Here is a 14,825-nt window from a genome sequence, read left to right on the forward strand (position 1 = left end):
TATGTCGTTAGCAAAAGCCTCATTGTGGACGGCGGCCTCGACGCTGGTCAAAATCGGCGCCGGGCTGTTGGTCGTCAAGCTGCTGGCCGTCTCGTTTGGGCCCGCGGGCGTTGGCCAGGCCGGTAACTTCCGGCAACTGGTCACCGTGCTCGGCGTGCTGGCCGGGGCCGGGATATTTAACGGCGTCACGAAGCTGGTGGCTCAGCATCACGACGATCCCCCGCGCCTGAAGCAGGTGGTGGGCACCTCGTCGGCGATGGTGCTTGGCTTTTCCACGCTGCTGGCTCTGGTGTTTTTACTGGCGGCGGCGCCGATAAGCCAGGGGCTGTTCGGTCATACTCATTATCAGAATCTGGTACGGCTGGTGGCGCTGGTGCAGATGGGGATCGCCTGGGCGAACTTCCTGCTGGCGCTGATGAAAGGCTTTCGCGATGCGGCGGGAAACGCCTTCTCGCTGATTGCCGGCAGCCTGATTGGCGTGGCGGCCTATTATGCCTGTTACTACTTCGGTGGTTACCAGGGGGCGCTGCTGGGGCTGGCGTTAGTGCCGGCGCTGGTGGTGATCCCGGCGGGCATCATGCTCTGGCGGCGGGGTAATATTCCGCTGAGCGCCCTGCGTCCGCGCTGGGATAACGGTCTGGCGGGACAGCTATCGAAATTTACCCTGATGGCGCTGATAACCTCAGTGACCCTGCCGGTAGCTTATGTGATGATGCGTAATCTGCTGGCGGCGCATTATGGCTGGGAGGCGGTCGGTATCTGGCAGGGGGTGAGCAGTATCTCCGATGCCTATCTGCAGTTTATTACCGCCTCGTTCAGCGTCTATCTCCTGCCGACGCTGTCGCGGCTGAGCGCCAAAACGGATATCACCCGCGAGATAGTCAAGTCGCTGAAATTCGTCCTGCCGGCAGTGGCGGCGGCGAGCCTGACGGTCTGGCTGCTGCGCGATTTTGCCATCTGGCTGCTGTTTTCCGATCGCTTTACCGCGATGCGAGACCTGTTCGCCTGGCAGTTGGTGGGCGACGTTTTAAAAGTAGGCGCCTACGTCTATGGCTATCTGGTGATCGCTAAAGCGTCGCTGCGTTTTTATATTCTGACGGAAATCAGCCAGTTCACGCTGCTGACCGCATTCTCACACTGGCTTATACCGGCGCACGGCGCGGTTGGCGCGGCGCAGGCGTATATGGCCACTTATATTGTTTATTTCGCCCTTTGTAGTGGCGTGTTTTTACTCTGGCGTAAACGGGCATGACAGCACTGATACATGTACTGGGATCGGATATCCCGCATCATAACCAGACCGTACTGCGGTTCTTTAACGACGAACTGGCCGCCGATCCGCAGGCCAGGAGATTTATGGTCGTCGGTGATGAGGCCAGCGTGCGTGATGGGTATCCGGCGCTGGACATCACCTGCTATCCGGGGAAGAAGTCGCTGGCGCAGGCGGTGATTGCGCAAGCCAAAGCCAACCGTCAGCAGCGCTTTTTCTTCCACGGCCAGTTCAATACCGGTCTGTGGCTGGCGCTGTTGAGCGGCGGTATCCGCCCATCGCAGTTTAACTGGCATATCTGGGGGGCGGATCTGTATGAAAACGCGACCAGCCTGAAGTTCCGCCTGTTCTATCCGCTGCGCCGCCTGGCGCAGGGGCGGGTAGGGCGCGTTTTCGCCACCCGCGGCGATCTTAGCTGGTTCGCTAACCGCCATCCGCGCGTTCCGGGCGAACTGCTCTACTTCCCGACCCGTATGGATCCGGCGCTGAATACCCTGGCCGAAAACGCACCGCGCGGCGACACGCTGACCATTCTGGTGGGCAACTCCGGGGATCGCAGCAATGAACATATTGCCGCGCTGAAGGCTATCCATCAGCAGTTTGGCGATACGGTAAACGTCATCGTGCCGATGGGCTATCCGGCGAATAACGAGGCCTATATCAATGAGGTTCGTGAGGCGGGGGCGGCGCTGTTTAGTCGCGAGCATCTGCAGATCCTCAGCGAGAAGCTTGAGTTTCATGATTATCTGGCGCTGCTGCGCCGCTGCGATCTGGGCTATTTCCTGTTTGCGCGTCAGCAGGGGATCGGCACCCTGTGCCTGTTGATTCAGGCGGGCATTCCCTGCGTGCTCAACCGCGAAAACCCATTCTGGCAGGATATGACCGAGCAGCATGTGCCGGTGCTGTTCACCAGCGATGCGCTGGACGTCAGCGTGGTTCGCGAAGCGCAGCGCCAGCTGGCGAGCGTGGATAAGTCGGGTATCGCTTTCTTCCGGCCGAACTATCTGACGGGCTGGCAGCTAGCGCTACGGTTAGCGGCGGAGGGGCAGGCATGACGTTAATGCAATTTAGCGGGCTGCTGGTGGTCTGGCTGCTGTCGACGCTGTTTATCGCCACCGCCACCTGGTTTGAGTTCCGTCGGGTACGCTTCAACTTCAACGTCTTTTTCTCGTTGCTGTTTCTGCTGACCTTTTTCTTCGGCTTCCCGCTGACCAGTATTCTGGTGTTCCGCTTTGACGTCAGCGTGGCGCCGCCGGAGATTTTGCTGCAGACGCTGCTGATTGCGGTGTGCTTCTACGCGATCTACTACGTGACCTATAAAACGCGGCTGCGTCCGGCATCGCGTGAGGTTACGCGTCGGCCGCTGTTTACCATGAACCGGGTGGAAACCCATCTGGCGTGGGGCATACTGATGGGGCTGGCGCTGCTGTGCGTCGGCATCTTCTTCGCCCACAACGGTTTCCTGCTGTTTAAGCTCAACTCTTACAGCCAGATTTTCTCTGCTGAAGTCTCCGGTGTGGCGTTGAAGCGCTTCTTCTACTTCTTTATTCCGGCGATGCTGGTGGTCTATTTCCTGCGCCAGGATTATAAGGCGTGGATTTTCTTCCTCGTCAGCACCGTGGCCTTTGGTCTGCTGACCTACGCTATCGTCGGCGGGACTCGCGCCAATATCATCATCGCCTTCGCCATCTTCCTGTTTATCGGCATTATTCGCGGCTGGATCAGCTTGTGGATGCTGGCTGCGGCGGGCGTGCTGGGCATCGTCGGCATGTTCTGGCTGGCGCTGAAGCGCTACGGGATGAACGTCAGCGGCGACGAAGCGTTTTATACCTTCCTCTATCTCACACGCGATACCTTCTCGCCGTGGGAGAACCTGGCGCTGCTGCTGCAAAACTATGACAAGATCGATTTCCAGGGGCTGGCGCCGATGATCCGCGACTTCTACGTCTTTATCCCCAGCTGGATGTGGCACGGTCGTCCGACGATGGTGCTCAATACCGCCAACTACTTCACCTGGGAAGTGTTAAACAACCATTCGGGGCTGGCGATTTCGCCGACGCTGATTGGCTCGCTGGTGGTGATGGGCGGCGTCTGGTTTGTGCCGCTGGGCGCTGTGGCGGTCGGGTTGATTATTAAATGGTTCGACTGGCTGTATGAGCTCGGCAACCGGGAGAGCAATCGCTATAAAGCGGCAATCCTGCATAGTTTCTGTTTCGGCGCTATCTTCAACATGATAGTGCTGGCGCGCGAGGGGCTGGATTCGTTCGGCTCCCGCGTGGTGTTTTTCCTCGTGATCTTTGGTATCTGCTTGCTGGCGGCGAAACTGCTGTACTGGTTCCTGGATAGCGTGGGACTGATTCATAAGCGCGTAAAACCGCTTTCGCAACCGCAAGTCTGAGAAGGATGGACATGACTGGGACCATTTCCGCGCCGTTGTACCTGTTAAGAGGGCTGCAGCTCATAGGCTGGCGCGATATGCAGCACGCTCTGGATTATTTGTATGCCGACGGCGTTCTCCGGGAGGGGACGCTGGTGGCGATTAATGCCGAGAAAATGCTGGCCGTAGAGGATAACCCCGAGGTGCGGGCGCTGATTGAGGCGGCGGAGTTTAAATATGCGGATGGCATCAGCGTGGTACGTTCGCTGCGTAAAAAATATCCGCAGGCCCAGGTGTCCCGCGTGGCGGGAGCCGATCTCTGGGAAGCGTTAATGCAGCGCGCCGGCGCTGAAGGCACTCCGGTGTTTTTGGTCGGCGGTAAACCTGAAGTCCTGGCGCAGACGGCGTCCAGCCTGCGCCAGCGCTGGCAGGTGAATATCGTCGGCAGCCAGGACGGCTATTTTGCGCCTGAGCAACGGCAGGCATTGTTCGAACGCATTCGCGACAGCGGGGCGAAAATCGTCACCGTCGCCATGGGGTCCCCGCGTCAGGAGATCTTTATGCGCGACTGTCGGCGCCTGTACCCGCACGCGCTGTATATGGGCGTCGGCGGCACTTACGATGTTTTCACCGGGCACGTTCATCGGGCGCCGAAGTTCTGGCAGGATCTGGGGCTGGAGTGGTTTTACCGCCTGGTTTCCCAGCCGAGCCGGATTAAAAGGCAGGCCCGGCTGCTACGATATTTACGTTGGCATTACACCAATAAACTCTAATATTCCTCTGCATTCTGGCGAGTTTGTGCCCATTTTCTGTTTAATGTCTTTACTCGCCTGATACTTTATTTGCCATTTCCATAAAATTCATTAACCATTCGCAGGCTTCATACGCGCGGGGGAGACCTGCGCGTCGGCAAGGCTATGAGTTCAGTTAATAACAATAACCGGGTGTACCCGGAATACGGCAAACACAAGAGGATATATGACTGAGAAAAAAGCGGAGCTCCAGCGTGGACTGGAGGCCCGGCATATTGAACTGATCGCCCTTGGGGGGACGATTGGCGTGGGGTTGTTTATGGGGGCGGCCAGTACCCTGAAGTGGGCTGGGCCTTCCGTGCTGCTGGCGTACATTATCGCTGGCCTGTTCGTCTTTTTCATTATGCGCTCAATGGGCGAAATGCTGTTCCTTGAGCCCGTCACCGGCTCCTTCGCGGTGTATGCGCATCGCTATATGAGCCCCTTCTTCGGCTACCTGACCGCCTGGTCGTACTGGTTTATGTGGATGGCGGTGGGCATCTCTGAGATTACCGCCATCGGCGTCTATGTGCAGTTCTGGTTCCCGGAGATGGCGCAGTGGATCCCGGCGTTAATTGCCGTGGGGCTGGTGGCGCTGGCTAACCTCGCGGCGGTCCGGCTGTACGGTGAAATCGAGTTCTGGTTCGCCATGATTAAAGTGACCACCATTATCGTGATGATCGTCGTGGGCCTGGGCGTCATTTTCTTCGGCTTTGGCAACGGCGGCCACTCCATCGGTTTTGGCAACCTGACCGAACATGGCGGCTTCTTTGCCGGCGGCTGGAAGGGCTTCCTGACGGCGCTGTGTATCGTGGTCGCGTCCTATCAGGGCGTGGAGCTCATCGGCATTACCGCAGGTGAAGCGAAAAATCCGCAGGTCACACTGCGCAGCGCGGTGGGCAAAGTGCTGTGGCGGATCCTGATTTTCTACGTCGGCGCGATTTTCGTTATCGTCACCATCTTCCCATGGGATCAAATCGGCTCCAACGGCAGCCCGTTCGTACTGACGTTTGCCAAAATCGGTATTACCGCCGCGGCGGGGATTATCAACTTTGTGGTGCTGACGGCGGCGCTTTCCGGCTGCAACAGCGGGATGTACAGCTGCGGACGTATGCTGTACGCCCTGGCGAAGAACCGTCAGCTGCCGGCGGCGATCGGTAAGGTATCGCGCAACGGCGTTCCGGCCGTCGGCGTGGCGCTGTCTATTCTGATCCTGCTGGTAGGCTCCTGCCTGAATTACATCATTCCTAATCCGCAGCGGGTGTTTGTCTATGTCTATAGCGCCAGCGTCCTGCCGGGGATGGTGCCCTGGTTTGTGATCCTGATTAGTCAGCTGCGTTTCCGTCGCGTACATCGGGCAGCGATAGCCAGCCATCCGTTCCGTTCGCTGCTGTTTCCGTGGGCCAACTATTTCACCATGGCTTTCCTGATCTGCGTGCTGGTCGGGATGGGGCTGAATGATGAAACCCGGATGTCGCTCTTTGTCGGCATTATTTTCCTTGCTGCCGTTACCCTGATTTATAAGGTGTTTGGCCTTGGAAGGCAGGGGCAAGTCAATAATACGGCTGAATAAGCGCCAAAACGAACAAAGCATGAGCAAACGATAATTTTCTTTTAAAAGGCACTAGACAGCGGGGGAGGAAGTCCGTATTATCCGACCCCGCAACGGCGCTAAGCGCCCGTAGCTCAGCTGGATAGAGCGCTGCCCTCCGGAGGCAGAGGTCTCAGGTTCGAATCCTGTCGGGCGCACCATTAACCCGGTGCTGGAGCTGCGGTGGTTTTAATACCGCGTAAAAGGTTTGCAGTGGTGGCTATAGCTCAGTTGGTAGAGCCCTGGATTGTGATTCCAGTTGTCGTGGGTTCGAATCCCATTAGCCACCCCATTATTTGATAGAGTTGTGAATTTGCGAAGGTGGCGGAATTGGTAGACGCGCTAGCTTCAGGTGTTAGTGTTCTTACGGACGTGGGGGTTCAAGTCCCCCCCCTCGCACCACGACTTTAACGAATTGAACTAAAAATTCAAAAAGCAGTATTTCGGCGAGTAGCGCAGCTTGGTAGCGCAACTGGTTTGGGACCAGTGGGTCGGAGGTTCGAATCCTCTCTCGCCGACCAATTTTGAACCCCGCTTCGGCGGGGTTTTTTGTTTTCTGTGACTTCCTGCCATGACTTATTCCCCTGATCTTGCTGATAAAAAATCTTCTCTTTGCTTAAGAATACGCGTCAGGAAAACTCTCAATTCATCACTGTGGTAGATGCAATTTCCCTGGATCCTGTGCGATAATAATCGGGTAGATGCTCATTCCATCTCTTATGTTCGCCTTTGTGCCTCATAAACTCCGGAATGATGCAGAGCCGTTCTTACGGTGCTTATCGTCCACTGACAGATGTCGCATTTATGCCTCATCAAACACCATGGACATTACGTTGAGTGAAGCACCCAATTTGTTGTCAAACAGACCTGTTTTAACGCCTGCCCTGATTTCAGCGCAGGCGTTTTTTTCTTTCAGGGGGAGCGTCAACGGGAAGGCGGGGGAGAAGGGCTATCGCCCCGCAGGAGGCGACAGCCAGGTGAGGTTATTGCTGAGGGTTATTCTGCAGCGTCAGCAGCAGACCATCGCGGCGCATGGTAGCCGCTTCCTCCGGTTGATGGAGGCGATCCAGAGCATCCGCCAGCCAGGCGTAATCAAAGGCATCCGGACGCTGCTTAAGCGCGGCGCGGAAGGCGATGCTGGCCTCCTGCCATTCGCCGTGCCGCATCAGCGACTGGCCCAGGGTGCTCCACAGCAGCGGACGATCGCCAACGGCTTTGATCTGCTGGCGCAGTACTTTCTCCAGCTGTTCCGGGTTATTGGTCTTCAGGCGCGGGATCGGCATCACCAGACGGTCGTCATACTGTTTCTTCAGACCATCAATAATAATTTGCTGCGCGGTATCGTGATCGTCGCTCTCGATGAGGCGCTCGGCCATCGCCACCTGCAGCGGCACCAGCGCCCGCGTTTTACGGCTCTGGTTGCGCCACCATTCGCGCAGCCCCTCGCTGCCGCCGTCGGCCAGCGCTTTGTCCATCAGGCCAACCCATGCCAGCTGTTCCAGCGCGGCGCGGTGCTCTTCATCGCCGACGTTAGCTTTCGCCATCGACGGAATGATATCCAGCAGCGACTGCCAGGCGCCGGTACGGGTATAAGCCTGTTCGGCGAGGCGCAGCACTTCCGGATGACGCGGGGTGATTTCCAGTAGCTTATCGATGCCATGACGCGCGGCGTGATTTTCATTGCGCGCCAGCTGCAGGCGAACGCGGGTGATTTCCACCGGGATCAGGTCATCGCCCGCCAGGTCGGTGGCGCGCTCCAGATGCTGGTTAGCCCGCGCTTCATCGCCGCGCTGCTGGGCCGCTTCCGCCGCCAGCAGATAGTTCACCACCGGCTGTTCGGCGTGATCGGCGTTTTTCGCCATCAGCTTCTCAACCTGCTGGTAATCACCTTCCGCCAGCTTAAGCAGCGCCTGCTCGGTTTGCTTACGCGCGCGACGGCGTTTACGGCCGACAAACCAGCCGCGCGTATGCGCCCCGGTGCGGAAAATACGGCGCAGCAGCCATTCAATGGCGAACAGCACCACCATGGCGAGGATCAGGATGATCACCAGCCCGGTCACGCTGGTCTCGATATTGTAATTATCGGTCTGGATCAGGACGTAGCCCTGATGCCCGGCGATCATCGGGCCAAGCACGATCCCGGCGATCAACAGTGCGAAGAGTAAAAGAATTTTCAGCATGCGTTACTCTCCTTGCGGCGCAGCGGGGGCGGCCGGTGCTGCAGGTGCAGGCGAGGGCGCGCCGCCTGCGGAAACGGCAGGCTGCGCCATCAGATTACGCACCCGGGTCTGCATCAGTTTTTCCAGCAACGCCTGGCTCTGCAGCGTTTCCGGCACCGTCATGGTAATGCTTTGCTGACTGAGCTTATCCACCTCTTCAAGGAAGGCTTTAGTGGTGGCGTCATCGGTATCGTAATAGGCGCGTACCCAGGTCGAGACGTTATCCAGCGACTGTTTCCAGGTCTCTTCCTGATGGCGCGGCACTGCCTGCGCGGCGACCAGCAGGCGAGAGCGAATATTTTCCCGCAGATAGATATCCTGATTCGGCGCCAGCAGCGGGACCGCTGTTTCATCGCGGCGGCGCACGGTGATAAAACTGTCCATAAAATTCTGCCAGCTTTTCTGCAGATTGACGCGCCATTCGCTGATGGAGCTGGAGAGCTCATCGCTATCAGAATCCATCGGCGAATCGTCATCGTTATTATCCGCCAGCCGCAGGTTATCGATTTGGTTCGCCAGCTGATTAACCTTGAGGATCATGCCGTCGTAGTCGACCTGGTTCACCGCGGAGAGGGTGGCGATATCGTCGGTGATCGCCCGGCGGGCGCCGATCAGGCTTGGGTCATTCATGTCGGCGAGGCTGGCGTCGGCGCTTTTCAGCAGCGCGGCGGCGGTGGTGACATCCTGATCGCTCCACAGCTTACGTCCCGCCAGCTTGACGAGGAAGTCGGCCTGGGCCAGCAGCCAGGTTTTGGCGTCGCTACCGGAAATGATCGCCACTTTTTGCTGGACTTCGTCCAGCTGTTTGGCCAGCGTCTCCTGCTGATGTTTGGCTTCGTTTAGCTGGTCGGCCTGCTGTTTGATAATGCCTTCCAGTTCGCTTTTTTGGCTTTCCTGCGCTTTTTGCAGCGCCGCGACCTGGCTTGATAATTCAGAGGTGGTTTCGTTTTGACGCGAGGCCTGCTGTTTGTTCAGGCCATACAGGCCGATACCGGCGGCTATCGCAATGGCGATAGCGATCGCGCTGAGCGCCAGGCTGGTTTTGTTGCCAGCCTTCTTCTTATCAGTGTTCTCTGGCTGTGGTGTGGTCTCCACGGCCTCCCTGGTCTCTTCAACCACGGCGGATTGATTTTGTTGTTCCGTCATTATGGCTTCCAATGTTGAGAGTTATTGTAATGCGCGTAGCAGCGCATCGTTGTCGGCGCTATCGGCAACCTGAATCTCCTGCCAGCCCAGCTCCCGGGCCTGAAGGGCCAGACGTTCGCTGACAACGACAACGCGGCAGTGCAGGAGCCACCGTTCGCGATACCATTGCGGTATTAACGACCATAGCTGCTGCAGCATCTCGCCGCTGGTGACCACCAGCGTGGTGACCCCGCGAGATTGCCAGCGCATCGCTTCTTCTGCGCCATCGTAATGCTTTGCACTACGTTGATAACATTCACAAAATGTGACCCTGGCGCCGCGCTCGGTCAGCGTCGCGCCTAAGAGTTCCCGCCCACCATTGCCGCGTAAGATCAGCGCATTCTTCCCGGCAATGTTTTGTAATTCAGGTAATTGTAGCAAGACTTCGCTAATTTCCCGATCTAACGGGTAATGGATGTGCTGCCCGCTGACCGTATGCAGGGCCAGCGCCGTCGTGCGGCCAATGGCAAAATAACGCGGGGAAGTGGGCCAGGGCATACCCTGTTGCTGCAGACGGGCATGGGCGAACTCCACCGCATGCTGGGACAGCGCGAACAGCAGATCGTCAGGCCCCAGGCGGGCAAGCGCGTCGCCCAGCGCGGGAAGCTCCCGACCGGGCGTAAATTCTATCAGCGGAAAGCTCCAGGCCACGCGTCCCATGGCCCGCAGACGGCTGACCAGCGCTTCTCCTTGCGGTAGTGGACGAGTGACCAGGATGCTCATCGTGGGGCTTCTCCATCATAAACTGCCGCGAGAATATCGCGGGCGCCGTTATCCAGGAGCTCTTCCGCCAGCGAGATGCCAAGCGCTTCGGCCTGCTCTGCTGGCCCGCGCCGTTCGCCGCGTACCATCTGCGAACCATCCGGGGCGCCAACCAGCGCCCGCAGCCACAATTCACCGTCTTTCAGTTCCGCATAGCTACCAATCGGCACCTGACAGCCGCCTTCGAGACGCGTGTTCATCGCCCGCTCGGCGCGAACGCGCACTGCCGTTTCCGTATGGTTGAGAGGCGCTAACAGCCCCTGGGTCCATGCATCGTCGAGACGGCATTCGATGCCCACCGCGCCCTGGCCGACCGCCGGCAGAGATTGCTCAGGCGACAGCGGCTGGCGAATTCGCGCCTCGAGCTGCAGGCGCTTCAGGCCGGCGGCGGCGAGGATGATGGCGTCATACTCGCCGTTATCCAGCTTACTCAGTCGGGTACCGACATTACCGCGCAGAGAGCGGATCACCAGATCCGGACGGGTGGCGGCCAGCTGGCACTGACGGCGTAAACTTGACGTGCCGACGACGCTGCCGGCCGGGAGTTCATCAATCGAGGCATAGCGATTGGAGACAAACGCGTCGCGCGGATCGTCGCGCTCGCAGATAGTCACCAGCCCCAGCCCCTCCGGGAATTCCACCGGCACATCTTTCATCGAATGAACGGCGATATCGGCGCGCCCTTCGAGCATGGCAAGCTCTAACTCTTTCACAAATAAGCCCTTGCCACCCACCTTTGCCAGGGGAGTATCAAGGATGACATCCCCGCGAGTGACCATCGGCACCAGCTCGACCTTCAGTCCGGGATGCGCTTGTTCCAGGCGCGCTTTAACATATTGCGCCTGCCATAGCGCAAGCGGGCTTTGCCGTGTGGCAATTTTCAAAACTTTGTCTAACATGCTTGTTACCGTCATTGTCGACCACTAACCATCCTAACATTGTTGTCTTACGGATGTTAGTTTTCACGGTTTATGTGGGAGATAGCTCCGGCCCACTCTTTTTTAACCTTTCATGCGCGTGGCGGTTGCCGGAGGCGTAGTGAGGAATTTACAGGTAATAAACGGTGCTACACTTGTATGTAGCGCATCTTTCTTTACGGTCAATGAGCAAGGTGTTAAATTGATCACGTTTTAAACCATTTGTCTGTCCGCTGCTCTTCACAACCACACCGACGACGAATGGTGACGGTTTTTGTTGAAATACTGAAATCCTCCGTACTATTGTACCTCGGGTTTTTGAACATCAGGCGATATGTCTTGTACCTCTATATTGAGACACTGAAACAGAGACTGGATGCCATCAACCAACTGCGCGTGGATCGCGCGCTTGCTGCCATGGGACCCGCTTTCCAGCAGGTTTACAGTCTACTGCCAACGTTATTACATTATCATCACCCGCTGATGCCGGGTTACCTTGACGGTAACGTTCCCCGTGGCATTTGCCTCTACACGCCTGATGAAACCCAACGCCACTATCTTGAAGAACTGGAACTGCATCGCGGCATGCAGACCCAGGAGCCGCCGAAAGGCGAGCTGCCGATCACCGGCGTCTACTCGATGGGCAGTACCTCCTCCGTCGGCCAGAGCTGTTCTTCCGATCTGGACATCTGGGTATGTCACCAGGCCTGGCTGGATAGCGAAGAGCGCCAGCTGCTGCAGCGAAAATGCAGCCTGCTTGAGAGCTGGGCGGCCTCGCTCGGTGTGGAAGTCAGCTTCTTCCTGATCGACGAAAACCGTTTCCGCCATAACGAAAGCGGCAGCCTCGGCGGCGAAGACTGCGGTTCGACCCAGCATATTTTACTGCTCGATGAGTTCTACCGCACCGCGGTCCGTCTCGCCGGCAAGCGTATTCTGTGGAATATGGTGCCGTGCGATGAAGAAGAGCATTACGACGATTACGTCATGGGGCTGTATGCCCAGGGCGTGCTGACGCCAAACGAGTGGCTCGATCTCGGCGGCCTCAGTTCGCTGTCGGCGGAAGAGTACTTCGGCGCCAGCCTGTGGCAGCTGTATAAGAGTATCGACTCCCCCTATAAAGCGGTGCTGAAAACGCTGCTGCTGGAAGCCTATTCCTGGGAATACCCCAATAACCGCCTGCTGGCGAAAGATATCAAACAGCGCCTGCACGATGGCGAGATCGTCTCCTTCGGCCTCGACCCGTACTGCATGATGCTGGAGCGCGTCACCACCTACCTGCAGGCCATCGAAGATGAAACCCGTCTCGACCTGGTGCGCCGCTGCTTCTATCTGAAAGTGTGTGAAAAACTCAGCCGCGAACGCGCCTGCGTCGGCTGGCGTCGCGAAGTCGTCAGCCAGCTGGTCAACGCGTGGGGCTGGGATGAAAAGCGTCTGATGATGCTCGACAACCGCGCGAACTGGAAAATTGATGAAGTGCGCAAGGCGCACAACGAACTGCTCGATGCGATGATGCAGAGCTATCGTAATCTGATCCGCTTCGCGCGGCGCAATAACCTCAGCGTCTCCGCCAGTCCGCAGGATATTGGCGTGCTGACGCGTAAGCTGTATGCGGCTTTTGAAGCGCTGCCGGGCAAAGTGACGCTGGTGAACCCGCAAATATCGCCGGACCTGTCGGAACCGAATCTGACCTTTATCCACGTGCCGCCGGGTCGCGCCAACCGTACCGGTTGGTATCTGTACAACCGCGCGCCGGATATGGAATCGATCATCAGCCATCAGCCGCTGGAATATAACCGTTATCTTAATAAGCTGGTGGCCTGGGCCTGGTTTAACGGCCTGCTGACCTCACGCACCCGCCTGTTTATTAAGGGCAACGGCATCGTCGATCTGGCGAAGCTGCAGGAGATGGTGGCCGACGTGTCGCACCACTTCCCGCTGCGCCTGCCGGCGCCGACGCCAAAAGCGCTATACAGCCCATGCGAAATTCGCCACCTGGCGATTATCGTCAACCTCGAATATGACCCGACGGCGGCCTTCCGCAATCAGGTGGTGCACTTTGATTTCCGTAAGCTTGATGTTTTCAGCTTCGGCGAAGAGCAAAAATGCCTGATCGGCAGCGTCGACCTGCTGTATCGCAACTCGTGGAACGAAGTGCGTACCCTGCATTTCAACGGCGAGCAGGCGATGATCGAAGCGCTGAAAACGATCCTCGGTAAAATGCATCAGGACGCCGCGCCGCCGGACAGCGTGGAGGTGTTCTGCTATAGCCAGCACTTGCGCGGCCTGATCCGTACCCGCGTACAGCAGATGATCTCCGAGTGCATCGAACTGCGTCTCTCCAGTACCCGCCAGGATACCGGGCGCTTTAAAGCGCTGCGCGTCTCCGGCCAGACCTGGGGGCTGTTCTTCGAGCGTCTCAATGTTTCGGTGCAGAAGCTGGAAAACGCCATTGAATTCTACGGCGCTATCTCGCACAACAAGCTCCACGGCCTGTCGGTGCAGGTGGAAACCAATCATGTTAAGCTGCCGGCGGTGGTGGACGGCTTCGCCAGCGAAGGGATTATTCAGTTCTTCTTTGAAGACGCGGATAACAACGACAGCGGCTTTAACATCTATATTCTCGATGAGAGCAACCGCGCTGAGGTGTATCACCACTGCGAGGGCAGCAAAGAGGAGTTGGTGCGCGACGTCAGCCGCTTCTATTCGTCATCGCACGATCGTTTTACCTACGGCTCCAGCTTTATCAACTTCAACCTGCCGCAGTTCTATCAGATTGTCGAGGTGGATGGGCGCACCCAGGTGATCCCTTTCCGCACTCAGGCGATTGCCGCCGCGATACCCACCAGCCAGGACGTTACCGCCTCGCCGGTGCTGCAGCAGCGCTACTCGTAGAGTTGGCCCGGATAAGTCGTGAGCCGCTATCCGGAGATATTCCCTGCTTGCGCTGCGCTTAGCAGGGCTACGGTTCTAAGACGTCGGGTAGCCCGGATAAGGCGCGATGCGCCGCCATCCGGGAAACACGTCATTAACGGAATCTCACCGTCTCACCGGCCTGCTGACTTGCCGCCTGCTCCAGCAGATCCCAGAAGGTCTCGCCGCTGCGATCGCAGATCCACTCGTCGCCTTTGAGATCGAAATGGTAGCCGCCCTGTTTGGCGGCCAGCCATACCTGGTGCAGCGGCTCCTGACGGTTAATAATGATTTTGCTGCCGTTTTCAAAGCTGATGGTCAGCACGCCGCCGTTGATTTCGCAGTCGATGTCGCTATCGCCGTCCCAGTCGTCCAGGCGTTCTTCGATGGTCATCCACAGGCTGTCGGCAAGGCGATGAAATTCACTGTCATTCATGATTCTGTCCCGCATTTTTGAGATTGGCGGCAGTATAGCGCGAAACAAAAGCGCGCGCAGTCAGATGCTAAAGGCTTGCTTTTACGCCTTCTCCTGCGATGATAGAAAGCAGAAAGAATGAATCACGGGCAACTATCAATGAAAAACGTTTTTCCTACGCTTGCCGTTTTGTTTGCGATCTTCAGCCTGACCGGCTGCGGTCTGAAAGGGCCTCTCTATTTCCCGCCGGCTGACAAAACTGCGCCGCCGCCGACCAAACCGGTTAACCCGGGCATTCAGAGCTCAACGCCGGATCGTAACGATCGTGGCGATACCGGTGGTCCGAGCCAGGTCAATTACTAACGATAACGTTCTGTTCCGCGCAACT

At 57.7% G+C, this 14,825-nt stretch carries 12 protein-coding genes and 4 tRNA genes; 11 read left to right on the top strand and 5 right to left on the bottom strand.

What is annotated here, in order from left to right; all coding sequences use genetic code 11:
* The first annotated feature begins 1 nt into the window (after nt 1).
* The 9 genes from wzxE to ACOI7D_RS25560 all read left to right on the top strand — a co-directional run bounded on the left by wzxE (nt 2) and on the right by ACOI7D_RS25560 (nt 6,550).
* Nucleotides 2–1,252, top strand: coding sequence for a lipid III flippase WzxE (wzxE, locus tag ACOI7D_RS25520; protein WP_032454508.1), 1,251 nt, complete (start codon nt 2–4; stop codon nt 1,250–1,252).
* The gene (locus tag ACOI7D_RS25525; RefSeq protein ID WP_109546763.1) at nt 1,249–2,325 is read left to right on the top strand and encodes a TDP-N-acetylfucosamine:lipid II N-acetylfucosaminyltransferase; all 1,077 of its coding nucleotides are present in this window, start codon (nt 1,249–1,251) and stop codon (nt 2,323–2,325) included. The genes wzxE and ACOI7D_RS25525 overlap by 4 nt, the downstream gene beginning before the upstream one ends.
* Nucleotides 2,322–3,668: an ECA oligosaccharide polymerase gene (gene wzyE / locus ACOI7D_RS25530; RefSeq protein ID WP_032454510.1), complete on the top strand. Its 1,347-nt coding sequence runs from the start codon at nt 2,322–2,324 to the stop codon at nt 3,666–3,668. Before ACOI7D_RS25525 ends, wzyE begins: the two co-directional genes overlap by 4 nt.
* 11 nt (nt 3,669–3,679) lie before the next feature.
* Nucleotides 3,680–4,420 carry a lipopolysaccharide N-acetylmannosaminouronosyltransferase gene (wecG, locus tag ACOI7D_RS25535; RefSeq protein ID WP_023291561.1) on the top strand — a complete coding sequence of 247 codons (741 nt, stop codon included), beginning with the start codon at nt 3,680–3,682 and terminating at the stop codon, nt 4,418–4,420.
* 205 nt (nt 4,421–4,625) lie between these two features.
* Nucleotides 4,626–6,011 (top strand): bifunctional threonine/serine APC transporter ThrP, encoded by a 1,386-nt coding sequence (gene thrP, locus ACOI7D_RS25540; RefSeq protein ID WP_012969196.1) that lies wholly within the window; start codon nt 4,626–4,628, stop codon nt 6,009–6,011.
* Nucleotides 6,012–6,113: 102 nt separating this feature from the next.
* Nucleotides 6,114–6,190, top strand: a tRNA-Arg gene (locus tag ACOI7D_RS25545).
* A gap of 55 nt (nt 6,191–6,245) precedes the next feature.
* Nucleotides 6,246–6,321 (top strand) — tRNA-His (locus ACOI7D_RS25550).
* Between the two features lie 23 nt (nt 6,322–6,344).
* A tRNA-Leu gene (locus ACOI7D_RS25555) sits at nt 6,345–6,431 on the top strand.
* A gap of 42 nt (nt 6,432–6,473) precedes the next feature.
* A tRNA-Pro gene (locus ACOI7D_RS25560) sits at nt 6,474–6,550 on the top strand.
* 462 nt (nt 6,551–7,012) lie between these two features.
* Here the strand turns inward: ACOI7D_RS25560 and hemY are convergent.
* Genes hemY through hemC form a run of 4 tightly spaced genes read right to left on the bottom strand, consistent with a single transcriptional unit; the run spans nt 7,013 to nt 11,094 of the window.
* Nucleotides 7,013–8,209 carry a protoheme IX biogenesis protein HemY gene (gene hemY, locus ACOI7D_RS25565; protein ID WP_023291562.1) on the bottom strand — a complete coding sequence of 399 codons (1,197 nt, stop codon included), beginning with the start codon at nt 8,207–8,209 and terminating at the stop codon, nt 7,013–7,015.
* Between the two features lie 3 nt (nt 8,210–8,212).
* Nucleotides 8,213–9,394: a uroporphyrinogen-III C-methyltransferase gene (gene hemX / locus ACOI7D_RS25570; protein WP_080901785.1), complete on the bottom strand. Its 1,182-nt coding sequence runs from the start codon at nt 9,392–9,394 to the stop codon at nt 8,213–8,215.
* Between the two features lie 21 nt (nt 9,395–9,415).
* Complete coding sequence (gene hemD, locus ACOI7D_RS25575; protein WP_023291564.1) at nt 9,416–10,156, bottom strand: uroporphyrinogen-III synthase; 741 nt, start codon at nt 10,154–10,156, stop codon at nt 9,416–9,418.
* Nucleotides 10,153–11,094, bottom strand: a complete 942-nt coding sequence (gene hemC / locus ACOI7D_RS25580; RefSeq protein WP_032454513.1) for a hydroxymethylbilane synthase — start codon at nt 11,092–11,094, stop codon at nt 10,153–10,155. The genes hemD and hemC overlap by 4 nt, the downstream gene beginning before the upstream one ends.
* 357 nt (nt 11,095–11,451) lie before the next feature.
* Here hemC and cyaA point away from each other — a divergent pair, with 357 nt between their 5' ends.
* Nucleotides 11,452–14,004 carry a class I adenylate cyclase gene (gene cyaA / locus ACOI7D_RS25585; protein WP_002883383.1) on the top strand — a complete coding sequence of 851 codons (2,553 nt, stop codon included), beginning with the start codon at nt 11,452–11,454 and terminating at the stop codon, nt 14,002–14,004.
* A 133-nt stretch (nt 14,005–14,137) separates the two neighbouring features.
* On the opposite strand, the gene cyaY is transcribed toward cyaA, so the two are convergent.
* A complete protein-coding gene (cyaY, locus tag ACOI7D_RS25590) occupies nt 14,138–14,458 on the bottom strand; it encodes an iron donor protein CyaY (protein WP_023291566.1) in 321 nt (106 codons plus the stop codon).
* 138 nt (nt 14,459–14,596) lie between these two features.
* Between cyaY and lptM the strand changes: the two genes are divergently transcribed.
* Nucleotides 14,597–14,800 (top strand): LPS translocon maturation chaperone LptM, encoded by a 204-nt coding sequence (gene lptM, locus ACOI7D_RS25595; RefSeq protein WP_004886794.1) that lies wholly within the window; start codon nt 14,597–14,599, stop codon nt 14,798–14,800.
* Nucleotides 14,801–14,825: the final 25 nt, after the last annotated feature.

The sequence above is a fragment of the Klebsiella sp. C360 genome, from assembly GCF_048822415.1.
Classification (GTDB): domain Bacteria; phylum Pseudomonadota; class Gammaproteobacteria; order Enterobacterales; family Enterobacteriaceae; genus Klebsiella; species Klebsiella quasipneumoniae.

Bases quoted from the DNA above. Each gene is read 5' to 3' on its own strand.
- wzxE (WP_032454508.1), top strand. From the start codon at position 2: ATGTCGTTAGCAAAAGCCTCATTGTGGACGGCGGCCTCGACGCTGGTC.
- ACOI7D_RS25525 (WP_109546763.1), top strand. From the start codon at position 1,249: ATGACAGCACTGATACATGTACTGGGATCGGATATCCCGCATCATAAC.
- wzyE (WP_032454510.1), top strand. From the start codon at position 2,322: ATGACGTTAATGCAATTTAGCGGGCTGCTGGTGGTCTGGCTGCTGTCG.
- wecG (WP_023291561.1), top strand. From the start codon at position 3,680: ATGACTGGGACCATTTCCGCGCCGTTGTACCTGTTAAGAGGGCTGCAG.
- thrP (WP_012969196.1), top strand. From the start codon at position 4,626: ATGACTGAGAAAAAAGCGGAGCTCCAGCGTGGACTGGAGGCCCGGCAT.
- hemY (WP_023291562.1), bottom strand. From the start codon at position 8,209: ATGCTGAAAATTCTTTTACTCTTCGCACTGTTGATCGCCGGGATCGTG.
- hemX (WP_080901785.1), bottom strand. From the start codon at position 9,394: ATGACGGAACAACAAAATCAATCCGCCGTGGTTGAAGAGACCAGGGAG.
- hemD (WP_023291564.1), bottom strand. From the start codon at position 10,156: ATGAGCATCCTGGTCACTCGTCCACTACCGCAAGGAGAAGCGCTGGTC.
- hemC (WP_032454513.1), bottom strand. From the start codon at position 11,094: ATGTTAGACAAAGTTTTGAAAATTGCCACACGGCAAAGCCCGCTTGCG.
- cyaY (WP_023291566.1), bottom strand. From the start codon at position 14,458: ATGAATGACAGTGAATTTCATCGCCTTGCCGACAGCCTGTGGATGACC.
- lptM (WP_004886794.1), top strand. From the start codon at position 14,597: ATGAAAAACGTTTTTCCTACGCTTGCCGTTTTGTTTGCGATCTTCAGC.